Source organism: Mesorhizobium sp. C120A (genome assembly GCF_030323105.1).
GTDB lineage: Bacteria > Pseudomonadota > Alphaproteobacteria > Rhizobiales > Rhizobiaceae > Mesorhizobium.
In genome coordinates this window covers 861,833-884,174 of sequence record NZ_CP100476.1, presented here as the reverse complement: position 1 = coordinate 884,174, position 22,342 = coordinate 861,833, and the positions used below count along the sequence as shown (strand labels likewise).

Annotated in this window: 22 protein-coding genes and 2 pseudogenes; 13 read left to right on the top strand and 11 right to left on the bottom strand. The window is 63.5% G+C overall.

What is annotated here, in order from left to right:
• Window positions 1-3 precede the first annotated feature (3 nt).
• The 4 genes and pseudogenes from ftsY (at window position 4) to NL532_RS04345 (ending at window position 4,013) form a co-directional block, all read left to right on the top strand.
• Window positions 4-1,991 (top strand): annotated as a pseudogene (ftsY, locus tag NL532_RS04360) (signal recognition particle-docking protein FtsY).
• Between the two features lie 61 nt (window positions 1,992-2,052).
• The gene (locus tag NL532_RS04355; protein ID WP_023745428.1) at window positions 2,053-2,724 is read left to right on the top strand and encodes a septation protein A; all 672 of its coding nucleotides are present in this window, start codon (window positions 2,053-2,055) and stop codon (window positions 2,722-2,724) included.
• Between the two features lie 60 nt (window positions 2,725-2,784).
• Window positions 2,785-3,405 (top strand): pyridoxamine 5'-phosphate oxidase family protein, encoded by a 621-nt coding sequence (locus tag NL532_RS04350; RefSeq protein ID WP_023683854.1) that lies wholly within the window; start codon window positions 2,785-2,787, stop codon window positions 3,403-3,405.
• A gap of 59 nt (window positions 3,406-3,464) precedes the next feature.
• Window positions 3,465-4,013: an NADPH-dependent FMN reductase gene (locus tag NL532_RS04345; protein WP_023821954.1), complete on the top strand. Its 549-nt coding sequence runs from the start codon at window positions 3,465-3,467 to the stop codon at window positions 4,011-4,013.
• Window positions 4,014-4,097: 84 nt separating this feature from the next.
• On the opposite strand, the gene NL532_RS04340 is transcribed toward NL532_RS04345, so the two are convergent.
• Together NL532_RS04340 and NL532_RS04335 are read right to left on the bottom strand one after the other, a co-directional pair.
• The gene (locus tag NL532_RS04340; RefSeq protein ID WP_023683852.1) at window positions 4,098-4,304 is read right to left on the bottom strand and encodes a tautomerase family protein; all 207 of its coding nucleotides are present in this window, start codon (window positions 4,302-4,304) and stop codon (window positions 4,098-4,100) included.
• 165 nt (window positions 4,305-4,469) lie between these two features.
• Window positions 4,470-5,390: an SMP-30/gluconolactonase/LRE family protein gene (locus tag NL532_RS04335; protein WP_023671738.1), complete on the bottom strand. Its 921-nt coding sequence runs from the start codon at window positions 5,388-5,390 to the stop codon at window positions 4,470-4,472.
• A 285-nt stretch (window positions 5,391-5,675) separates the two neighbouring features.
• Here NL532_RS04335 and NL532_RS04330 point away from each other — a divergent pair, with 285 nt between their 5' ends.
• Entirely contained in the window at window positions 5,676-5,843 is a 168-nt protein-coding gene (locus NL532_RS04330) for a hypothetical protein (protein ID WP_023828739.1), read from the top strand.
• 179 nt (window positions 5,844-6,022) lie between these two features.
• Here NL532_RS04330 and NL532_RS04325 read toward each other — a convergent pair whose 3' ends face one another.
• The 4 genes from NL532_RS04325 to ccmA all read right to left on the bottom strand — a co-directional run bounded on the left by NL532_RS04325 (window position 6,023) and on the right by ccmA (window position 8,427).
• The gene (locus NL532_RS04325) at window positions 6,023-6,604 is read right to left on the bottom strand and encodes a DsbE family thiol:disulfide interchange protein (protein WP_023828740.1); all 582 of its coding nucleotides are present in this window, start codon (window positions 6,602-6,604) and stop codon (window positions 6,023-6,025) included.
• Window positions 6,601-6,804, bottom strand: a complete 204-nt coding sequence (gene ccmD, locus NL532_RS04320) for a heme exporter protein CcmD (protein ID WP_023828741.1) — start codon at window positions 6,802-6,804, stop codon at window positions 6,601-6,603. The genes NL532_RS04325 and ccmD overlap by 4 nt, the downstream gene beginning before the upstream one ends.
• Before the next feature lie 122 nt (window positions 6,805-6,926).
• Window positions 6,927-7,592 carry a heme exporter protein CcmB gene (ccmB, locus tag NL532_RS04315; RefSeq protein ID WP_023828742.1) on the bottom strand — a complete coding sequence of 222 codons (666 nt, stop codon included), beginning with the start codon at window positions 7,590-7,592 and terminating at the stop codon, window positions 6,927-6,929.
• A 229-nt stretch (window positions 7,593-7,821) separates the two neighbouring features.
• Window positions 7,822-8,427: a heme ABC exporter ATP-binding protein CcmA gene (gene ccmA / locus NL532_RS04310; protein WP_023828743.1), complete on the bottom strand. Its 606-nt coding sequence runs from the start codon at window positions 8,425-8,427 to the stop codon at window positions 7,822-7,824.
• A gap of 285 nt (window positions 8,428-8,712) precedes the next feature.
• On the opposite strand from ccmA, the gene acnA reads away from it, so the two are divergent.
• The 3 genes from acnA (at window position 8,713) to NL532_RS04295 (ending at window position 13,536) form a co-directional block, all read left to right on the top strand.
• A complete protein-coding gene (acnA, locus tag NL532_RS04305; RefSeq protein ID WP_023745430.1) occupies window positions 8,713-11,403 on the top strand; it encodes an aconitate hydratase AcnA in 2,691 nt (896 codons plus the stop codon).
• Between the two features lie 356 nt (window positions 11,404-11,759).
• Window positions 11,760-12,539, top strand: coding sequence for a DUF1223 domain-containing protein (locus NL532_RS04300; protein ID WP_023828744.1), 780 nt, complete (start codon window positions 11,760-11,762; stop codon window positions 12,537-12,539).
• A gap of 610 nt (window positions 12,540-13,149) precedes the next feature.
• A complete protein-coding gene (locus NL532_RS04295; RefSeq protein ID WP_023683844.1) occupies window positions 13,150-13,536 on the top strand; it encodes a DUF2794 domain-containing protein in 387 nt (128 codons plus the stop codon).
• A gap of 116 nt (window positions 13,537-13,652) precedes the next feature.
• Here NL532_RS04295 and NL532_RS04290 read toward each other — a convergent pair.
• The 4 genes and pseudogenes from NL532_RS04290 to NL532_RS04275 form a co-directional block, all read right to left on the bottom strand.
• Window positions 13,653-14,233, bottom strand: a pseudogene (locus NL532_RS04290) (GNAT family N-acetyltransferase).
• 117 nt (window positions 14,234-14,350) lie between these two features.
• The gene (locus NL532_RS04285; protein ID WP_023671726.1) at window positions 14,351-15,091 is read right to left on the bottom strand and encodes a Bax inhibitor-1/YccA family protein; all 741 of its coding nucleotides are present in this window, start codon (window positions 15,089-15,091) and stop codon (window positions 14,351-14,353) included.
• Between the two features lie 239 nt (window positions 15,092-15,330).
• Window positions 15,331-17,880, bottom strand: coding sequence for an ABC transporter permease (locus tag NL532_RS04280; protein WP_023828746.1), 2,550 nt, complete (start codon window positions 17,878-17,880; stop codon window positions 15,331-15,333).
• Window positions 17,880-18,581 (bottom strand): ABC transporter ATP-binding protein, encoded by a 702-nt coding sequence (locus tag NL532_RS04275; RefSeq protein WP_023732872.1) that lies wholly within the window; start codon window positions 18,579-18,581, stop codon window positions 17,880-17,882. Before NL532_RS04275 ends, NL532_RS04280 begins: the two co-directional genes overlap by 1 nt.
• Before the next feature lie 86 nt (window positions 18,582-18,667).
• On the opposite strand from NL532_RS04275, the gene NL532_RS04270 reads away from it, so the two are divergent.
• Window positions 18,668-19,312, top strand: a complete 645-nt coding sequence (locus NL532_RS04270) for an arylesterase (protein ID WP_023702600.1) — start codon at window positions 18,668-18,670, stop codon at window positions 19,310-19,312.
• Window positions 19,313-19,585: 273 nt separating this feature from the next.
• Window positions 19,586-20,182: an RNA 2',3'-cyclic phosphodiesterase gene (gene thpR / locus NL532_RS04265; protein ID WP_023671722.1), complete on the top strand. Its 597-nt coding sequence runs from the start codon at window positions 19,586-19,588 to the stop codon at window positions 20,180-20,182.
• On the opposite strand, the gene NL532_RS04260 is transcribed toward thpR, so the two are convergent.
• A complete protein-coding gene (locus NL532_RS04260; protein ID WP_033003073.1) occupies window positions 20,086-20,613 on the bottom strand; it encodes a low molecular weight protein-tyrosine-phosphatase in 528 nt (175 codons plus the stop codon). The genes thpR and NL532_RS04260 overlap by 97 nt on opposite strands.
• A gap of 104 nt (window positions 20,614-20,717) precedes the next feature.
• On the opposite strand from NL532_RS04260, the gene NL532_RS04255 reads away from it, so the two are divergent.
• From NL532_RS04255 to NL532_RS04245, 3 genes are all read left to right on the top strand, one after another.
• A complete protein-coding gene (locus tag NL532_RS04255) occupies window positions 20,718-21,014 on the top strand; it encodes a 4a-hydroxytetrahydrobiopterin dehydratase (RefSeq protein WP_023671720.1) in 297 nt (98 codons plus the stop codon).
• A gap of 119 nt (window positions 21,015-21,133) precedes the next feature.
• On the top strand, window positions 21,134-21,496 hold the full coding sequence (locus tag NL532_RS04250) for a YkvA family protein (protein WP_023671719.1): 363 nt from the start codon (window positions 21,134-21,136) through the stop codon (window positions 21,494-21,496).
• A gap of 314 nt (window positions 21,497-21,810) precedes the next feature.
• On the top strand, window positions 21,811-22,314 hold the full coding sequence (locus tag NL532_RS04245) for an invasion associated locus B family protein (RefSeq protein ID WP_023671718.1): 504 nt from the start codon (window positions 21,811-21,813) through the stop codon (window positions 22,312-22,314).
• Window positions 22,315-22,342: the final 28 nt, after the last annotated feature.

Genomic DNA, 22,342 nt, shown 5'->3' with positions numbered 1-22,342 from the left:
AGCATGGCCGGTTTTTTCAAGAACATATTTTCGTTCGGCAAGAAGGAAGTCGTCGAGGAGCGCATCGACGAAACCGCTCCCCTGCCGCCGATCAAATGGGATGCGCTTGAGGCGCTGAAGCCGGCGGCCGAGCAGGTCGTTCCGGAGTTCTTGAAGCGCGAGGAGCCCGAGCCGCCGACGCCCCACCCTCCCCTCGATGGGGAGGGTCGCCACGAAGTGGCGGGGAGGGGTGAGAGCGCCGACGCCGGCGCCACTCACCCCACCCCCAAGCTTCGCTTGGGACCTCCCCCGTCGAGGGGGAGGTAAAGCCTGCGCCGCAGTCGGCGCCAGAAGAACCGAAGCCCGAACCCGCGCCGACCATCCCGCCCGCGCCGGAACCGGTCGTCCCATCCGAGCCGGAACCGTTGCCGGAGCCCGCGCCGGTAGAAGAACCGCAGCCTGAGCCGGAGATACCCGAGCCGCCTGCACCGGAAGAAGTTCCTGCGCCAGCCGTTCCGGAGCCGGCTCCCGAGCCGCAGCCCCAAGAAGTGCCGCCGGCGCCGGCCGAGCCGGAGATCGAACCATCGCGTCCGGAACCGCAGCTGGAGCCCGCTCCCGTCGAAGTGCCGACGCCTGCCGAGACTCCAGCAGAACCGGCCGCCCCGATCGAAGTGCCGCAACCGTCCGCGCCTCCCGCACAGCCTACCTCAGAGGTCAGCGCCGCCCCTCATCCGCCTGCCGGCACCTTCTCCCCGTATAGCCACGGGGAGAAGGACGAGGCGCCCCACCCTCCCCTCGGTGGGGAGGGTCGACGCGAAGCGGCGGGGTGGGGTGACAGCGCTGACGCCAGCGCAAATCACCCCCACCCCCAGGCTTCGCTTGGGACCTCCCCCATCGAGGGGGAGGTAAAGCGCACTCCGGTCGAAGCCACACCCGCGCCGGTCGAAGTCCGGGCTGTCACGGCGGGGGTTGCGCCCATGCCTGAACCGGGTTTTCCGCCGGCACCACAGCCCACACCGTCAGTCGGCAAAGTCACCGTAACCAAAAAGGTCGAGCAGAAAGCCGAGCCGCAAAAGGCGCCCGAACCGGCGCCGCGACGCTCCTGGTTCCAGCGCATGCGCGACGGGCTTGCCCGCTCCTCGAAAGAACTCACCGGCAACATCGCCGGCGTCTTCACCAAGCGCAAGCTCGACGAGGAGACGCTGCAGGATCTGGAGGACGTGCTGATCCGTGCCGATCTGGGCATGGAAACAGCCTTGCGCGTCACCGATGCCCTCGCTGCCAGCCGCTACGGCAAGGATGTCTCCGACGCGGATGTCCGCACCATCATGGCGGCCGAGGTGGAGAAGGTGCTGGCCCATGTCGCCATGCCGCTGGAGCTCGACCTCTCGCACAAGCCGCATGTCATTCTGGTGGTCGGCGTCAACGGCACCGGCAAGACCACGACCATCGGCAAGCTCGCCGCCAAACTGACCGATGGTGGCCTGTCGGTGATGCTGGCCGCCGGCGATACCTTTCGCGCTGCAGCCATCGAGCAGCTGAAGATCTGGGGCGAGAGGACGAAGTCGCCGGTCATCGCCTCGAAGATAGGCGCGGATGCCGCCGGCCTCGCCTACGACGCTTTCGAACGCGCCAAGGAGGCCGGCTCCGACGTGCTGATCATCGACACCGCCGGCCGGCTGCAAAACAAGACCGAACTGATGGCGGAGCTGGAAAAGATCGTGCGCGTGCTGGGCAAGCTCGATCCGGAAGCGCCGCATACCGTGCTGCAGACGGTCGACGCCACCACCGGCCAGAATGCGCTCAATCAGGTCGAGATCTTCCGCAATGTCGCCGGCGTCAACGGCCTGGTGATGACCAAGCTGGACGGCACGGCGCGCGGCGGTATTCTGGTCGCGATCGCGGCAAAGCACAAACTGCCGGTCTACTTCATCGGCGTCGGCGAACAGGTCGACGACCTCGAACCATTCTCGGCCGGCGAATTCGCCAGGGCGATCGCCGGCGTGGCGTAACAGGCAATGATCCCGAAGAGCTGACGGCTTTTTGGACAAGATCATGCGTCAGAAGGAAGTCATGAACTCACCCATCCTCGAACGCGACCCGTCCGATCCGCGAAAGAAGAAAGAAAGCGTCAATCCGCTGCTCAAGCTGGTGCTGGAACTCGGGCCGCTGATGGTGTTCTTCTTCGCCAATGCACGCGGCGCCTGGCTGGTGCAGAAATTTCCTGTCCTGGCCGAATTCGGCGGGCCGATCTTCGTCGCCACCGGCCTTTTCATGGCGGCGACGGCGATCGCGCTGATCGCCTCCTGGCTGCTGCTGCGCACCTTGCCGATCATGCCGATGGTCTCGGGCGTCGTCGTCTTCATCTTCGGCGCGCTGACGCTCTATCTGCAGGACGACGTGTTCATCAAGATGAAGCCGACCATCGTCAACACCCTGTTCGGCGGCGTGCTGCTCGGCGGTCTGTATTTCGGCCGATCGCTGCTCGGCTATGTCTTCGATTCGGCCTTTCGCCTCGATGCCGAAGGCTGGCGCAAGCTGACTTTCCGCTGGGGTCTATTCTTCCTGTTCCTGGCTCTTGCCAATGAAGTGGTGTGGCGGAATTTTTCCACCGACTTCTGGGTTACCTTCAAGGTCTGGGGCATCATGCCGATCACCCTGTTGTTCACCTTCAGCCAGATGCCGCTGATCCTGCACCATTCGATCGAGGATAAGGCCGAGAAGGTGGAAGAAGCCGGCAAGTAGAGCAATTCCAGGAAAAGTGTGAAGCCGTCCGGAATTGCGTCAGAATAAACGGAGACGGCCATGGAATTCGTCACCACGCGCGATGAACTGAGGACGATCTACAAGACCCCGCGGCCGACCGACACCTCGATGCGCAAGGAACTCAGGGCGCTCGACGGCCACTGCCGCTCTTTCATCGGCAAGAGCCCTTTCGTGCTGATCGGTTCTTCCGACGGCGCCGGCAATGCCGACGTGACGCCGAAAGGCGACAGACCGGGCTTTGCCCTTGTCCTCGACGACAGGACCATCGCCATTCCCGACCGGCCCGGCAACAACCGGCTGGACACGCTGGAAAACATCCTGCTCAACCCTTCGGTCGGGCTGCTTTTTCTCATCCCCGGCATGAACGAGACGCTGCGCATCAATGGCGACGCCCGCATAACCGTCGATGCCGGTTTGCGCGAGCGCCTCACCGTCGACGGCAAGCAACCGCAAAGCGTCGTCGTGGTGAGCGTCAAGGCCGCTTACATGCACTGCGCCAAGGCCTTCATGCGCTCCGAATTGTGGAAGCCGGACAGCTGGCACGACCGCGCGACGTTGCCGACGCTCGGTCAGATCCTGTCCGATCAGATGGCGCATGCCGAAACTGCCGACGATTTCGACCGCTCGCTGGACGAAGCCTACAGCAAGACCCTGTGGTAGATTTCGGGTACGATTCGCCATTGCGGTCCTTTGCCGGTTTTCCCTAGCCCTGTTTCCCCGTGATCGAACTCCTCGCCATCTCCGGCAGCCTGCGCGCCGCCTCGACCAATTCGGCGCTGCTGGCGGCGCTGTCCGCGAACGCGCCTTCGGATTGCCGCGTAACTGTCTATGACGGGCTCGGCCTGCTGCCGATCTTCAACCCGGATGACGAAGGCGAGCGCACACCGGCCGAGGCCATGCGGCTGATCGAGGCCGTCACCAGCGCCGACGGCATCATCGTCTCCTGCCCCGAATATGCCCATGGCGTGCCCGGCGGCATGAAAAACGCGCTCGACTGGCTGGTCTCGCGCGACGCCGCAGTCGGCAAGCCCGCCATGCTGGCCCACGCCTCCGCGCGCTCGCTCTACGCCCGCGCAGCGCTTGCGGAGATCATGCGGACGATGTCGTTTGCGCTTTGTGAGGACGCGGTTCTGGAGATTGCCTTGCTCGGCAAGAAACCGCCGGAGATGGAAGCGATCCTGGGAGAGAACGAGAACCTGCGGGCCATGCGCGAAGCGGTGCAGGTTTTCGCGAGTTTTATACGCGCAGACGTTGCCTCGTCATCCTAGGGCGGAGCAAGGAGCGAAGCGACGCGGCGCAGACCCTAGGATGACGAACGAAAGGGTGCGGCCGCACCCCAACGTGCCGCTGTGCTACCCCTTCCGCAACGTCTCGACATCGGTCACACCGACATACCAGTCGCGCGCGTTGACCTCTTCGAACACCACCCAGACGTCGTCATTGCTAAGCCCGGTGGCGTCCATGATGGCCGCCGTGACCTTTTTGGCGATGTCGGCCTTCTTGCCAGCGGGATCAGCGGCGATCACTTCCTTGACGATGCGGATGTTGACGAATGGCATGACGTCCTCCCCTTGAATTGTGTCTGATACCGCCGCCGCTGGGCGGCTTCGAAATCCGCTCCGGCGAACCGCTTGGCGGCGGTTCCGGCGGCCGCCGCGCAACAGGCGCCGCGGACATGCGCAGAAACGCCATCAAGGGCCGCCAGAGAAGCGTTTCCAGCAGCCTCAATACGTCTTCGCCCCGTTCACCATCAGCCGCACCATGTAGAGCGACGTGGTGCCGGCGATGTAGAGGCAGTTCAGCTTGTTGCCGCCGAACACGCAATTGGCGGTCACTTCCGGCACCTTGACCTTGCCGATCAGCGTGCCGTCGGGATCGTAGCAATGGATGCCGTCGGCGGCACTGGTCCAGATGCGGCCGGCCTCGTCGAGCCGGAAGCCGTCGAACAGGCCGGCCGTGCAGTCGGCGAACACCTTGCCGCCCGACACCTTCTTGCCGTGCTTGCCGACGTTGAAGACCCGCATATGCGCGGGGTTCTGCGCGCCATGCGTGCGGCCGGTGTCGACGACATAGAGCTGGCTTTCATCCAGCGAAAAGGCAAGCCCGTTCGGCCGGACCATGTCGGTGATCACGGCCTCGACCTCGCCCGTATCCGGATCGACCCGGTAGACATTGCAAGCGCCGATCTCGCTTTCGGCCTTGTCGCCCTCATAGTCGGTGTCGATGCCGTAGCTCGGATCGGTGAACCAGATCGAGCCGTCGGATTTCACGACCGCGTCATTGGGCGAATTCAGCCGCTTGCCTTTCCATTCGGCCGCGATGGTGGTGACGGAACCGTCATGCTCGGTGCGGCTGACGCGGCGGCCGGAATGCTCGCACGTCACCAGTCGGCCCTGGCGGTCGACGGTGTTGCCGTTGGAATTGCCGGAGGGCTGACGGAAGACGCTCACATTGCCGTCGGTCTCGTCATAGCGCAGCATCCGGTTGTTGGGGATGTCGGACCAGACGACATAGCGGCCGGCGGCGAACCAGGCCGGCCCTTCCGCCCACTGACATCCGGTAAACAGCTTTTCCACCTGGGCGTTGCCGTTGAACAGCCGCGCGAAACGCGGATCGAGAATTTCGTAATAGTCTGCGGTCGCCATGCATTTCCTCCGGGCATCACGTGACGCGCGGATCAAGCCAGCCTGCGGGCGCGATGGCAAGGTGGCGCAGGCGCAATTGTAAGACAAAAGGTGCCCGGCCGGCATGGCCCGCCAGCCTGTCCGGCCGTTTATGGTGCTGTTAGCGCTGTATTAACCCGCTATGCGCCCTGTGCAATGGTGCATTGCAACATCTTCTTTTTGCATCGCACCATTCCTATGTCATGGTGCGAACGACCAAGGGAGGAACAATTCACCGCTGATATGCGGTACGAAAGGACCCTTGCTATGGCTTTTGACAACCTCTTCTCCCGCGCGCGCACCTCGATGGCCAAGCGCCGCCACTACAACCGCCTCGTCGCGGAAATCGAAAACCTGACGAGCCGCGATCTGGCCGACCTGCGCGCCGACCGCTCGGAAATGCTCTACCAGATCCACAAGCAGATCTACGGCTGAGCTTTCGGACGTCAGCGGGGCACCGCCCCCGGATTGCCAAACCGAATTGCATGAGCAATTCGGACAATCCGACCTCTCCCCTCGGGGAGAGGAGCTAGCCTGTGCCGATGCTTCCCTCTTCTCCCCCGCGGGGATAAGGTGGCCGCGCAGCGGCCGGATGAGGGGGCATGGCGCCAACGTCAGCCCGGTGCCGCGAGCGCCTTTTCAATCTGCGGCAACAGAACATCCCTCGCCGACTCCCCTGTCAGCGGCCCGACATGCTTGTAGGCAATCTTGCCGTCCTTGCCGATGACGAAGGTTTCCGGCACGCCGTAGACGCCCCAGTCGATGGCCGTGCGGCCGGCCTCGTCGACACCTATCGCCTGGAACGGATTGCCGAGATCACCAAGGAACCGGCGCGCGTTTTGCGCTTGGTCCTTGTAGTTTAGCGCGGCCATGACGAAGCGCTTGTCCTGCGACAGCGCCAACAGCACCGGATGCTCTTCCCGGCACGGCGCGCACCACGATGCAAACACGTTGACCAGCGTTACCTTACCGGCGAAGGCTTTTGAATCCAGCCCGGGCAGGTTTGACCCTTCCAGTGCCGGCAGGTTGGTCTGCGGCGCCGGCAGGCCGATCAGCGCCGACGGCACTGCCGCCTCGTCGCGTCCCGACAAAAGCTGCGACAGGAACAATCCGGCGAGGCCGAGAAAAACCAGCAGCGGCAACAGCACGATCAGGCGGCGGCGCAGCGACGCCGGCGTTTCGCTTTCCGTGCTCATGGCTTGCTGGCCCCGGTGCCGGCCCCAGTGCTGGCCCCAGTACCGGCTTTGTCCGAGCGACGCCGCACGCCGGCCGCTTCGAGGTCTGCCAGTTCGCGCTTGCGGGTCCGCTGGTCGAGCAGGATCCAGCCGATCAGCCCGGCCAGCACGATCGCCGTGATGCCATAGGCGGCCGCGACATAGAGTGCGTGTGCACTCATGCGCTTCGCTCCCCTTCCACCGTCACTTCGTCGTGCTCGATCATGGCCTTCCCATAGCTTTGCGGCCTTCTTAGCTTTGCCGCTGGGGCTTCGCAATTGATCGTCGCGCCGGAGCGGTCATATCAATCCGTTCCATGCCGCAGCGCCAGCGCCGCCGCCACCGGACCCAGCACGGCAAGAAACAGCGTCAGCGCGGCAAGAATGAGGAAGGGCTGCAGGAACGGATCAGGGTCGGCCACCGCGCCGTAGCTCGCCGACACCCCGAAGATCAGCACCGGGATGGTCAGCGGCAGCACCAGCACCGAGATCAGCAGCCCGCCACGTGGCAGCGCCACCGCCACCGCCGCCCCGACCGCGCCGATGAAAGTGATCGCCGGCGTGCCGACCAGCAGCGTCAGCGCGGTGGCGCCGATGCTGAGCGGCTCCATGTTCATGAACAGGCTCAGCAGAGGTGCCGCAACCACCAGCGGCAGAACGCTGCCCGCCCAATGCGCCAGGCACTTCACCAGCACCGTCAGCGCCAGCATGTGGCGGTCATTGCCCAGCACCAGAAGATCGAGCGAACCGTCTTCGCGATCGGCCTGAAACAGCCGGTCGAGGCCGAGCAGGCAGGCGAGCAGAGCGCCGATCCACAGGATCGCCGGACCGATGCGGGCGAGCAGCTTCAGGTCCGGTCCGACACCGAAGGGGATGGTGGCGATGACGGCGAGGAAGAAGATGACGCCGGTGAGCGCCCCGCCCCCGGCACGGATTGAGAGACGGACGTCGCGCAGGAAGAGGGCTAGCATTGCCAAGCCGCGCCTGCGGTTTGATCGCCATCTTGCCGAAGGTGGCGTTCCTTCACACCCCCCTCTGTCCTCCCGGACATCTCCCCCGCAAGGGGGGAGATTGGCAGTTCCACTGCTGACGCCTCTTTTTCAATGCCGGTGATTGGCGAAAGCCGGCATGACATCTGATCTCCCCCCCTGCGGGGGAGATGCCCGGCAGGGCAGAGGGGGGTGGGCGGGAATGCCGACATCACCCTGTTGCTCCCATCCTCAATGCCTGTGCTCCATCCAATCCCAGTGGCAAATGCGTCGCCGCGACAATGATTCCACCTTCTGCGCAATGCCTCGTCATCAGCCCCGCAAACCGCGCCTCCGAGGCCTTATCCAGCCCAGCCGTCGGCTCATCCAGCAGCCACAGCGGCTTATGACTGACCAGCAATTTCGCAATCGCCGCCCGCCGCCTTTGCCCGGTCGACAAATATCCGAAAGGCAGATGGCCGATGCCGCCGAGACCAACCGTCTCCAGCGCCTCTCCGACACCCAACTGCCCATCGCCGTTGAAATCGCGCCAGAAGCGCAGATCCTCCGCCACGCTGAGCGCCGTCTTCATTGCATTGAGGTGGCCGAGATAGTGGACCGCCGAAGCGATCGTCGGAAACCTCTCGCCGCCCTCGATGCGCACATCGCCTTGCGCCTTCGGCAGCAGCCCGGCGATGACCCTGAGCAGCGTCGATTTGCCCGAGCCGTTCGGCCCGGTGACGACCAGCACCTGGCCCTTGTCGAGCGCAAAACCGATGCCGGAAAAGACCGTCTCGCCGCCGCGTTCGCCGCCCAGATTTTCGGCAATCAGCCGCATGCCTGCCCGTCCCGAAAACTTTACCGCGCGATAGCTGCCGCATCGCACAAATTTGCTCCGCAACTGTCTAGAACTATTCCAGAAAATTCTCTATATGCGGGACATCCGTGCCAGCGGTCGGCACGGGAACAGAATTTGCGCCGAACCAGCGCACGCGCCGCCTTGAACGGCTCGGGTTGGCTGGGAACGGACAGCGGAAATGGCCGTACCCGCACCTTTGCGCGTGATTGCATGCCCATCGGCGTCCGTTCCCTTTCAGGCTGAACAGACAAGGACGGACCGCACGTGTCAAAATCCCTCGACAGTTTCAATTGCCGCCGCACCCTCACCGTGGGTGGCGCGGACTATGTCTATTACAATCTGGTCGAGGCCGAGAGGAACGGCCTCACCGGCATTGCCCAGCTGCCTTATTCGATGAAGGTGCTGCTGGAAAACCTTTTGCGCAATGAAGACGGCCGCTCCGTCACCAAGGACTCTATCCAGGCTGTTGCCGGCTGGCTGACCGACAAGGGCACCGCCGGCGTCGAGATCGCCTATCGCCCCGCGCGTGTCCTGATGCAGGATTTCACCGGCGTCCCGGCGGTGGTCGACTTGGCCGCCATGCGCGACGGCCTCAAGGCGCTCGGCGGCGATCCGCAGAAGATCAATCCGCTGGTGCCGGTCGACCTCGTCATCGACCACTCCGTCATCGTCGACGAATTCGGCACGCCACTGGCCTTTGCCAGGAATGTCGAGCTCGAATATGAGCGCAACGAAGAGCGCTATAAATTCCTGAAATGGGGCCAGCAGGCGTTCCGCAATTTTCGCGTCGTGCCGCCCGGCACCGGCATCTGCCATCAGGTCAACCTCGAATATCTCGGTCAGGTCGTCTGGACCAACACGGAAGACGGCGGAACGACCGCCTATCCCGACACCTGCGTCGGCACCGATTCGCACACCACTATGATCAACGGCCTTGGCGTGCTCGGCTGGGGCGTCGGCGGCATCGAGGCCGAGGCGGCGATGCTCGGCCAGCCGGTTTCCATGCTGTTGCCCGAAGTCATCGGCTTCCGCCTTACCGGCAAGCTCAGGGAGGGCATCACCGCCACCGACCTCGTACTGACCGTCACCCAGATGCTGCGCAAGAAGGGCGTCGTCGGCAAGTTCGTCGAGTTCTTCGGCCCGGGCCTGTCCAACATGACGCTGGCCGACCGCGCCACCATCGGCAACATGGCGCCCGAATATGGCGCCACCTGCGGCTTCTTCCCGGTCGACGGCGAGACCATCCGCTACCTCACAATGTCGGGCCGCGAGGAAAGCCGCATCGCCCTGGTCGAGGCCTATTCCAAGGCGCAAGGCATGTGGCGTGACGCCGGCTCGGCCGACCCTGTCTTCACTGACCTGCTCGAACTCGAGCTCGACAGCGTCGTGCCGTCGATGGCAGGTCCCAAGCGCCCCGAAGGCCGCGTTCCGCTCGAAGGCATTCCGGCCGGCTTCGCAAAGGCGATGGAAACCGAGTACAAGAAGGCTGCCGAAATCCACAAGCGCTATGCCGTCGAAGGCACCGACCATGATCTCGGTCATGGCGATGTCGTCATTGCCGCCATCACGTCCTGCACCAACACCTCCAACCCGAGCGTGCTGATCGGCGCCGGCCTTTTGGCGCGCAACGCCAACCGGCTCGGCCTCAAGCAGAAGCCGTGGGTGAAGACCTCGCTGGCGCCGGGCAGCCAGGTGGTCGCCGAATATCTGGAAAAGTCCGGCCTGCAGAAGGAGCTCGACCAGATCGGCTTCAACCTGGTTGGTTTCGGCTGCACCACCTGCATCGGCAATTCCGGCCCGCTGCCGGCGCCGATCTCCAAGACCATCAACGATAAGGGCCTGATCGCCGCCGCAGTGCTCTCCGGCAACCGCAACTTCGAAGGCCGTGTTTCACCTGACGTGCAGGCGAACTATCTGGCGTCGCCGCCGCTGGTGGTAGCCCATGCTTTGGCCGGCACCGTCACCAAGGACCTGACCACCGAGCCACTCGGCGAAGGCCGCGACGGCAAGCCGGTCTATCTCAGGGATATCTGGCCGAGTTCGGCCGAGATCCAGGAGTTCATCGAGAAGAACGTCACACGTGAGCTATTCGCCCGCAAATATGCCGACGTCTTCAAGGGCGACGAATACTGGCAGAACGTCAAGGCGCCGGAAGGCCAGACCTATGCCTGGGACGACAACTCGACCTATGTGCAGAACCCGCCCTATTTCGCCGGCATGACCTCCGGTTTCGGCAAGATCGGCGATATCAAGGGCGCGCGCGTGCTCGGCCTGTTCGGCGACAAGATCACCACCGATCACATCTCACCGGCGGGTTCGATCAAGGCCGCTTCCCCGGCCGGCAAATATCTCACCGACCATGGCGTCGGCGTTGCCGACTTCAACCAGTACGGCACAAGGCGCGGCAACCATGAGGTGATGATGCGCGGCACCTTCGCCAACATCCGCATCCGCAACCACATGCTGGGCGAGAACGGCCGCGAGGGCGGCTACACCATCCACTACCCGTCGAAGGAAGAGGAATCGATCTACGACGCGGCGATGAGATACAAAAAGGAAGGCGTGCCGCTGGTCATCTTCGCCGGCGTCGAATACGGCAACGGCTCCTCGCGCGACTGGGCAGCTAAAGGAACGAATCTCCTCGGTGTCCGTGCCGTCATCGCCCAGTCCTTCGAGCGCATCCATCGCTCCAACCTAGTCGGCATGGGCGTCATCCCCTTCGTCTTCGAGGAAGGCACCTCATGGGCCTCGCTCAACCTCAAGGGTGACGAGCTGGTCGAGATCGACGGCATAAGCACCATCAAGCCACGCCAGACGATGATCGCCAAGGTGACCTATGGCGACGGCACCGTGAAGAACGTGCCGATCATCTGCCGCATCGATACGCTGGACGAACTCGACTACTTCAAGAATGGCGGCATTTTGCAATACGTGCTGCGCGATCTGGCCGCGTAGCGGCCAGGGCTTAGGCAGTAGGGATTGGGCGGTAGCGGGGAACGACATCCCCTACTCCCTACTCCCTACTCCCTACTCCCTACTCCCAGTCTTTCCAAAGCATTGCCCGACCCGATCGAAGCCCCGCCCTGTACGACAGGAGTAAAAACCGGCTGGGCTCAGCAAGATCTGCCCCACGCTCCTGATGCCATGCTCCCGATCGAACCGGGCGGTGAAGTGCTCCCCCTGTGATGCCATACCCATGGTTGCGGCAGCAAAAATTTCACCGCAACGTGACTTCCCGTTGACTGTCGCTTCTGCCACAAATCTGGGCAACCAGAACAAGGCCGGCGTCACCGGCGGGAATCGGAACGATCATGGCACCTCGACAACCTCTGCGGCTTGCGGCTTTTGCGCTGGCCTTCTCGGCGCTTGCCGGGACCGGGTTCGCCGAGGAATCGGGAACGACCCAGACCGACAAACCGCAGATTGACAGGCCCTTGGGCGTGGTCGAGCTGTTCACCAGCCAGGGCTGCAATTCCTGCCCGCCGGCGGACGCTTTCTTTGCCGAGCTGGCGGCCAAGGACAACGTCGTCGCGCTCGCCTACCACGTCAATTACTGGGACTATCTCGGCTGGCAGGACACGCTGAGCAGCAAGGACAATACCGACCGGCAATATGACTATATGCGCGCCTTCGGCACCCGCTCCGTCTACACGCCGCAAGCCGTCATCAATGGTCGCAGCCATGTCAACGGCGCCAGCCGCAAGGAGGTCGACGGCGCGCTTGCCCGCATGGAGAGATCCGGTGAAGGCATGCGGGTCAGCGTCAAGGTCAGCCGCACCAGCGATCGCGTCATGATCGATGCCGGCGACGCCGGTAGCGGCCCGAGCGACGCCCATGTCGTCATCGTCTATTTCGAACCACCGCAGACGGTGACCATCGCCAAGGGCGAGAACACCGGCCGCAGCATGACCTACTGGAACGCCGTCACCGGCATCCAGACCGCCGGCATGTGGCACGGCAAGGCGCAGCGCTACGAATTGCCGATGACCGAGATCGCCAAGAAAGGCGGCTGCGCCGTGCTGCTGCAATCGGTTGGCAAGGACGGCCTGCCGGGGCCTATTCTGGGCGCGGCGTTTATTCACAAGCCTTAAGAGGCTGGTCCATACCTTTTGATATCGGCGGGACAGCACCCCCCTCTGGCCTGCCGGCCATCTCCCCCGCAAGGAGGGAGATTGGCAGCTTCGCGACATCCGCCATCCTGTCCCACGTTTGAGATTGGCGAAAGCAAACGCGAAATCTGATCTCCACCCTTGCGGGGAGATGTCCGGCAGGACAGAGGGGGGTGTGAAGGATCACGACGACAAGTGTCTGGCGCCGCCCAACAAAAAAACCGACGTCAGCTTGCTTCTGACGTCGGTCATTTAGGCTTTGGGATCGTCGCACCCGGTCTCTCCCTGAGGAAAGTCCGAGGTTGGTTCGATCCGACGCAGACCCGTGGGCGGGGGGCTTGGGGTTTACGAGCCGGTGCCGGACCGAACCGTCTCAGGCAACGCCGGTAAATTCGTCGGACATTGGGGCATGAGCGCGGATAAAAAAGGGCGGAAATGTGGCGAGGCATCACCAATTCAAACACCGCGTTTTATAAAAGTGACTGGACGTTGCGAAAACAGCGCGGTCCCGGGATGGTTAGCCGGGCCTTGCAATTCCACGGCGAACACGCCAACTTCTGCAAGCGAGATTCATTTTCAAAGGGATCGCGGGATGACCGATCGCAGCGGTGGGACGGAGGATGGGGACGCATCCGCAATATTGATCCCGCTGCACGAGGCGCGACGCGAACGCCTCGACCAGCCGGTCCGTTTCGACCGGCGTGAACTCGATGAGATCCTGAGGCTGTACGGACGCATGGTCGCCGCCAACGAATGGCGCGACTATGCCATCGATCATCTGTCTGATCGGGCTGTGTTTTCAGTCTTCCGCCGGGCCAGCGAAGTGCCGCTGTTCCAGATCGTCAAGGATCCGAAACTGGCACGCCGGCAAGGCGCCTTCGCCGTCATCGCCGCCGGCGGCCGAATCCTCAAGCGCGGCCAGGAACTCGGTCGCGTGCTCAACGTCTTCGATGCTAAGCTGAAGATTGTCCAGGCCTAATTGAGAATTGGGGAATTGAAGAACTGAAGAATTGAAGAAAGAGGATGTAACGGTCGAAATACCGCCGGGTTTGTTCTCAGCTATTCAAATCCTCAATTCTTCAGTTCTTCAACTCCTCAATTCCCCCTCCTCAGGCTCTCACGAAACTTCCGCTCCGGCAGCGAATGCGGATCGGGCGGAACCGTTACGCCGCCATTCAGCGACAGCTGCATGAACACCGTGTCAAGCCAGCGCCCATGCTTGTAGCCGGAGCCTTCCAGGCGACCGGAATGGCGAAAGCCGAGCTTTTCATGCAGCCGCACCGAGGCGCTGTCTGCATGGCCGTCACCGATCACCGCGACGATCTGGCGAAAGCCCGCCATACGGCAGGCTTCAATCAGCGCCTGCATCAGCAGCAGCCCGACGCCCTGGCCCTTCGCATCAGGCGCGACATAGACGGAATCCTCTACGATGAAGCGGTAGGCCGGGCGCGGCCGGAACGCGCCGGCATAGGCGTAGCCGAGCAGCGCGCCATCTCGTTCCGCCACCAGATAGGGAAAGCCCCCGCCATCAGGCTGTCGAAGCGCCCACCCATCTCAGTGCGGCTGGGCGGCTCCAGCTCATAGCTCGCGGTGCCATGCGTCACGGCATCGCCGTAGATCTCGGTGATTCGGCCGAGGTCGCCTTCCAAGGCCGCGCGGATGGAAATAGTGCTCATGATTTATGCAGACGATTCATCTGCCTCCATGACAGCAAAGGCCGGCACAAAAGAAAAGGGCGGCCGTTGGCCGCCCTCTTGATATCAGCTGGTCCAGTGGCCTGATGGGAAGACCGCCTAGCGGCGATCGCCCATGAACTGCAGCAGGAACATGAACAGGTTGATGAAGTCGAGATATAGCCTCAACGCGCCCATGATCGCCTTGCGGCCGGCAACGTCGGCCTGATCGCCTTCGTAGTACATTTCCTTGATGGTCTGCGTGTCATAGGCGGTGAGCCCGGCGAAGATCAGCACGCCGATCGCCGAGATGGCGAAGCCGAGCGCCGACGACTGCAGGAAAATGTTGATCAGCATGGCGATCACCAGGCCGACCACGCCCATGACCAGGAACGAGCCGAAGGCCGAAAGGTCGCGCTTGGTCGTGTAGCCGTAGAGCGACAGCGCGCCGAAGGCGGCCGCCGTGGCGAAGAAGGTCTGGGTGATCGACGCGCCGGTGTAGACCAGGAAGATGGTCGACAGCGACAGGCCGACCAGGCCCGAATAGACCCAGAAGGTGGTTTGCGCCGCGGCCACGCTCATCGACTGGATCCTGAACGACAGGAAGAAGACGGCGGCGAGCGGAGCCAGGATGACCACCCAGCGGAAGGCGCTGGCATAGATCAGCGTGCCGAAAGCGGTCAGCTGTCCGTCGCCGGTGACGGCGAGCTGGAAAGCGCCCCAGGCGGCGACGCCGGTGATGAGGAGGCCAAGCCCCATCAAATTGTAGACCTTGAGCATGTAAGTGCGCAGGCCTTGGTCAATGTCGGCGCGCGCGCCCGGCACGGCCGAAGTCTGGTAGTTGCGAATGGGCTCAGCCATTGGAATCCTCTGTTGCTTCTGCCCCGTACGGTGTCAGGCCCTTTCGGACCTGGGCGCCGCTGGCGGGGCTCCAGCATGCCTGTGGCGAAATATGATGGTTCTTGACGTCAAGAACAAGACCGTAACGGGCTGCAACGCTTGGTGAATCTCCGGAAGCCGGTTTTCTTGGGCTTCCATGACTGCACATTACCAAGATTTAATCGGAAACGGCAGATTCGGCCAACCTTGCCGTTTGGGGCCTAGAGGTCGCGCAGCACCGGCGCCGCCTTGTGCCCGAGCACCCGCCAGGTGCCGGCAAGGCCGATGCCGACCGTGATCACCAGCGCAAACACCAAGGTCGCCACTGCCACCTCCGGCATGAAATGCGACGGCAACGTCATGATGCGGGCAACGATGTACCAGGCGGCGATGCCGCCGGCAGCCAACGCAAACACCGCGGTGGCCAGGCCGATCAGCATGTATTCCAGCGAAAACGCCGCGATCAGCGTGCGCCTCGTGGCGCCCAACGTCTTCAGCACCACGGCATCGTGGATGCGGGCGCGATTTCCCGCGGCGAGCGCGCCGGCCAGCACCAGCACCGAAGCGATCAAGGCAACGCCGGCCGCGACCCGGATCGCCGTGCCGAGCTGGCCGACCAGCCGGTTGACGACATCGAGCGCGTCCTTGACCCGAACTGTCGTCACCGCCGGGAAGGCGCGGGTGACGGCGTTCAGCAGGCGGGCATCCTCTGCTGCCGCGGCATCCTTTTCGGTCAGCGTCGCCAGCCAGCCATGCGGGGCGCCGGCAAAAGTGTTGGGCGAGAACACCATGACGAAGTTGATGCCCATCGTCTCCCATTGCACCTCTCGGAAATTGGCGATCCTGGCCGTCACATTGCGTCCGAGCACATTGACGGTGACGGTATCGCCAAGCTTCAGGCCGAGCGCCTTGCCTTCATCGTTGGAGAACGAAACCAGCGGTTCGCCGCTGTAGTTCTCCGGCCACCAGCTGCCCTCGGTCAATGTCGCATTGGCCGGTTGTTTGGCGTCGTAGGTCAGGCCGCGATCGCCGCGCAGCACCCAGGCGCCTTCCGATGGCACATTGGCCTTGTCGACACTAACGCCGTTCAGCGCCATCACCCGGCCGCGCAGCATCGGCACCTTGACCAGCGTTCCCTTCGGCGCCTCATTGCCGATCAATGTCGAGAAGGCATCGACCTCGCTATTCTGGATGTCGACGAAGAAGAAATTCGGCGCCCGTTCCGGCAGACTGCCGGAGATCTGCTGCCTGAGATTGCCGTCGATCAGCGCCAGCGTCACCAAAAGCGTCAGCCCGAGGCCCAGCGACAGCACGACGGACGGCGTCAGCGCGCCGGGCCGGTGGATGTTGCCGATGGCGAGCCTGAGCGCGACCGAGCGCACACGCGGGCTTTTGCGCGCCACCCACTGCACCAGCGCACCGACCAGGCGCAACACCAGAAAGGCAAAGACCGTCGCGCCGACGAAGATCAAGGCGATGCGCCGGTCGCCGGAAAACAGGATGGCGAGCGCCGCCAAAGCGACCGCGATGCCGACCGCCGTGGCAAGATAGGGCAGGCGTGGAAAGCCGCGGCCCTCAAAACCCATTTCGCGAAACAGCGCGGTCGCCGGCACATCGCGGGCGCGGCCGAGCGGCAACAGCGCGAAGGCAAGCGTCACCAGCAGCCCGAACAGCGCGGCAAGAGACAGCGCACCGGGATAGAAGCCGCCTTTAGCCGGCACCGGAATGACCGACTGGAGCGCAGCGCTGGCAGCAAACGGCATGGCGGCGCCGAGGATGAGGCCAAGCGCGATGCCGAGGCCGGCGATCATCAGGATCTGCACGAGATAGACGGTGAAGACGAAGCCGCCCGAGGCGCCAAGGCTCTTGAAGGTGGCGATGACGCCGCGCTTGCCGTCGAGATAGGCGCGCACCGCATTGGCAACGCCGACGCCACCGACGACCAGCGCCGTCAGCCCGACCAGCGTGAGGAATTGCGAGAAGCGCTCGATGTTGGCCGACAGCGCCGGCGCCGCATTGGAACGCGTGCGGATCGACCAGCCGGCTTCAGGGAAATCGCTCGCCGCCCGATCTTGGATGGTCTTGAGATCGGCCTCGCTGGCGCCGGCCGGCAGCCGAACCTTGTAGGCATTCTCGACCAGGCTGCCTGGCTGGATCAGACCAGAGGCGGCGAGCCCTTGCATCGAAACCATCAGCCGCGGCGCGAAGCCGAAACCGTCCGACACCGCATCCGGTTCGCTCACCAGCCTGGCCCGCAATTCGAATGTCGCGCTGCCGACCTTCAGCCGGTCACCGATCTTCACATTCAGCCGGTCGAACAACAGGTCGGGCGCGGCGGCGCCAAAGACGCCTGATTTCTCGCCGAACAAATCCTTTCTGCCAAGCTGCGGCGCGGTCTCGATCGCGCCATAGAGCGGATAGACGTCGTCGACGGCCTTGGCCTCGACCAGCGCCTGGTCGGAGCCGTCTTCCAGCCGCGCCATCGAGCGCATATTGGCGCTGTGCGACACAGTGCCGAGGCGGTCGAGGAAGGTGCTTTCGGCTGGCGTCGCATCGCGCTGGTTGAGCTGGAAGCGCAAGTCGCCGCCAAGCAGCGTCTGGCCCTGGTCGGCAACGCCTGCGGTGATCGCCTGCGCCACCGAATTGACCCCGCCGATTGCAGCGACGCCGAGCGCGATGCAGGCAAGGAAGATCATGAAGCCGGACAGTCCGCCGCGCATCTCGCGCAGCGAAAAGCGGAACGCGAGCTTCAGCGTCTGCGACAGTGGCATCAGGCCGGCACCTTGACCTGCGCTACCGGCGCATCCTCGATGCGGCCGGAGCGCATCGACACCTGGCGCGAGCAGCGCGCCGCAAGGGCCGGATCGTGCGTGACCAGCACCAAGGTCATGCCGCGCTCGGCCGCCTTGGCGAACAAAAGGTCGGCGACCTGCCGCCCCGTCGCCTGGTCGAGATTGCCGGTCGGCTCGTCGGCAATCAGAATGCGCGGCGACGGCGCCAGCGCGCGGGCGATCGCCACGCGCTGCTGTTCGCCGCCGGAGAGTTCGCCGGGATAGTGGGTGACGCGGTCGCTCAGGCCGACGGCCGCCAACTCCTGCGCGGCGACGCCGAACGGATCGGCATGGCCGGCCAGTTCCAGCGGCACCGCGACATTTTCGAGCGCCGTCATGTTGGGAATGAGATGGAAGGACTGGAAGACGATGCCAATGTTTCGGCCCCGAAACGAGGCGAGCTGGTCCTCGCTTTTGCCGTTCAGCAATTCGCCGGCAATGCGCACCGTGCCCGAATCGACCCGCTCCAGCCCGGCCAGCACCATCAGCAAGGTCGACTTGCCGGAACCCGAAGGGCCGACAACGCCGGTCGCCTCGCCGCGCGTCACGTCAAGGCTGACGCCTTTCAGCACATGCACAGACGAAGCCCCTTGGCCCAGGGTCAGGGATATGTCTTTAAGCGCGATGACGGCTTCTGTCACAATTAAAGCGTCCTATATCAGGATGAAGGCTCTGCTTGCCGGAAGCCGTCGCCGGAAGAATTCCTCGGGTATATGGGGGCTGCCACATGTCTTTCAAACGCTTGAATGCCGCAGGGCTCGTCCTTTTCGTCACCCTTTGCGGCGCCATTTCGTCTGTGCGCGCCGAGACGTTCACCATCGTCGGCTTCGGCGACAGCCTGATGGCCGGTTTCGGCCTCGGGCCTGGCGATGGCTTTACCGACAAATTGCAAGCTGCGCTGCGCGCCAAAGGCCATGACGTCACCGTCGCCAACGCCGGCGTTTCAGGCGACACCTCGAGCGGCGGCTTGGCGCGGCTTGACTGGTCGGTGCCGGATGGGACAAGGCTGGTTATCCTCGAACTCGGCGCCAACGACATGCTGCGCGGCGTCTCGCCCAGCATTACGGAAAAGAACCTGGACGACATGCTGGCGAAGCTGAAAGCGCGCAAGATCGCGGTGCTTTTGGCCGGCATGCGCGCCGCTCCCAATCTCGGCGCCGACTACCAGAACGCCTTCGATGCGATCTACCCAAAGCTGGCCGCGAAATACGATGTGCCGCTCTATCCGTTTTTTCTCGATGGCGTCGCCGGGCAGTCCGGCCTGCAGTTGGAGGATGGCCTGCATCCCAATCCGAAGGGCATCGCAGCGATGGTCGAGCGCATCATGCCCGCCGTGGAGAAGGCGATTGCGGCAGTTGAGGGTGGCGGTTGAACGCCGGCCTGACGAGAATAACGCGGCGTTCGCCTCGCGCGAACTTTGAAACAAAAGACCGGGCTGCCGATGACCCGAGTCATCCATGCTGCGCTCGAAGAGCATATGCAGCATCTGGGTAATGCAAGCGCCGAGGCGGCACGGCAATAGTGCTTATTCATCGCTTGGAGGCGCCTGTTCGTAAAAATGCCTGCAACCAACAAACCACTTGCCCCGTTTGACTATCGATGATTCGCTAGGGGCACAGTTCGATTCGAGGAAGGGAGGCTCACCATGCCGCGTCTTTTCACCGCCCTCGAAATACCCCGTGACGCCGCTCTTTCGCTGTCCCTGCTCAGGGGCGGCCTGCCCGGAGCCCGCTGGATCGATGTCGAAAACTACCATCTGACGCTGCGCTTCATCGGCGACGTCGAAGGCCATATCGCCGACGAAATCGCCAACGCGCTCGACCGGGTGCACCGCCCATCCTTCTCGCTCACCCTGTCCGGAGTTGGCGCTTTCGGCCAGAAGAAGCCGCACGCCGTCTGGGCCGGCGTCTTCGCCTCGCCCGACCTTTCGGCGCTGCAGAGCGAAATCGACCGCATCTGCCAGCGGCTCGGCCTGCCCGCCGACCCGCGCAAGTTCACCCCGCATGTTACGCTGGCACGCTTGCGCAATTCGAGCCCGCTCGACGTCGCCCAGTACCTGTCGGCGCGCGGCAATTTTGCGACGCTACCGTTTCGCGTCGGCCGCTTCGTGCTGATGTCGTCGCGCGATTCGGTCGGCGGCGGTCCCTACATTGTCGAGGAGGCGTGGCCGCTCTCCGGCGTCGACGCCCGCGCCACCAATCTCGTCGCCAGCGCCTCCGACGCTTCGCGGATCATGCGGTAGACCGAAGCGAACGCTTCGGCCCCGTCATAATAGGGATCCGGCACGTCGCGGGTTTTGCCCTGCGCAAACTCTGCCAAGAGATGAATACGTTCGCGGGCACCGGCCGGCGCCAACGCCTTGAGGTCGCGGACATTCTGCCGATCCATGCCGAGGATCAGGTCGAAGCGCGAAAAATCCCCCGGCCTGACCTTGCGTGCCCGCTGCCCTGATATGTCGAGGCCGTGGCGGGCCGCAATCGCGATCGAGCGCGGGTCGGGCGCTTCGCCGAGGTTCCAGCCGCCGGTCGCCGCAGAGTCCAGCACGATGTCGTCCAGCACCATGTCGCGGCCGCGTTCCGCCAGCACGGCGCGGAACACGCCTTCGGCCAGGGGTGAGCGGCAGATGTTGCCGAGGCAGACGAAGAGTATGGAATTTATCGGCTTTACGCTCATTCGATATGCGCCGTTCGTGCATTTGGAAGCCCAAAACGCAAAGGACTTTTGGGCGACTTGCATTATGGTGAGGGTCGATATCTGGGATAGCACGGGAAATCATCATGACGAGAGAGAAACTCAGCAAGGACGCCATCGCCGCCGCACTGGCCGAACTGGCCGGCTGGTCGCAGGCAGCCGATGGCGCCTCCATCAAGCGCAGCTTCGACTTCAAGAATTTTTCCGAAGCCTTCGCCTTCATGACCCGCGTCGCGCTGGCCGCCGAGAAGATGGACCATCATCCCGACTGGTCGAACGTCTACAAGACTGTCGACGTGACGCTCAACACCCATGATGCCGGTGGTGTCACTGCGCTCGACATCGCGCTGGCCAAGAAGATGAATGGGTATGCTGGCGGCTGAACGCTGGGGCGGCAACGCCAAATCGGCGCCATCCTCTTGCAGTGGACCGGGACTTTCACCACATTTTCCGTGGCGGCCGCGCGCAACGCGTAGCGCGACGGCCGGCAAGGAGAGGATTGATGGCGCAGCAGCCCGGTTTTGATTTCTTCGGCTTCGGCAGCAAGCTCGGCGACGAGAGTGAAGTGCGCGCCAAATTCTGGCGCACGGCCAAGAAGGCCGCCCGGCAGATTCCGTTCATGGAAGAGGTCGTCGCCGGCTATTATTGCGCGCTCGACAGGAAGACGCCTTTGCGTGCCAAGGGCATATTGCTGGCAGCGCTTGGCTATTTCGTGCTGCCGGTCGACGTCATACCCGATTTCGTCTTCGGCCTCGGCTTCACCGACGACATCGCCGTGCTGACCGCCGCGATCTCCACGGTAAGCGCCCATATCACCCCTGCGCACCGCAAGGCCGCCAAGGAGGCGATCGCCGACAAGAGCTGAATCGGCGTCGCGTTGGCAACTGGGTTCAGAAGAAATCCTCCGCTCAAACAGGACGATAGCGGCTTGGCTTCGGGTTCCGCTGCGGCCGTTGGAAAAGTCAAACTCTTGCCGCTTTCGTGGCCTCCAAGTCGCCGCAGGGACATTGCGAAAGCCGTTTTTTCAAGAAGCGGCGCGGAAATGGCGGTGGTTTCCATGGGTGAATGTCCTTTTCCGAGGGAAATTCACCGTTTGGTAACCCAGATTAAATCAAAATGAAGCGACGGGCAGGACGCCAAGCCGGCCTGCCCCGCACCATTTGGAATACGGGAAAAGCGATGCGCGGATTGATTGCACTAGTCTCGAGCCTGGTACTGGTGGCTTTTGCCGCGCCGGCGCTGGCGCAGCAGGCGACCAAGATCGGCCAGCACAATGCCTGGGGCACCTACAGCTACCAGGCGCAGGGCGGCAAGGTCTGCTATGTGCTCACCGTGCCGACCGACAAGCAGCCGCCGACGCTCGATCACGGCGACATGTTCTTCTTCGTCAGCCAGCGGCCGGGCCAGCAAGTGTCCTACGAGCCGCAATTCATCGCCGGCTACACATTCCAGGAAGGCTCCAAGGCCACCGTCACCATCGACAAGAAGACGTTCTCGATGTTCACCCGCGGCAAGTCGGCCTGGGTCGAGAACGCCGCCGAAGAGCCGGTGCTGATCGCCGCCATGAAGACCGGCACCGACATGAAGGTCTCGGCGAAGTCTGGCCGCGGCAATCCGACGACCTATGTGTTTTCGCTGAAAGGCATCTCGGCCGCGCTGACGTCGATCGCCAAGTGCAAGTAGGCTAGCGCGGTTCCCGCCGCATGACTCT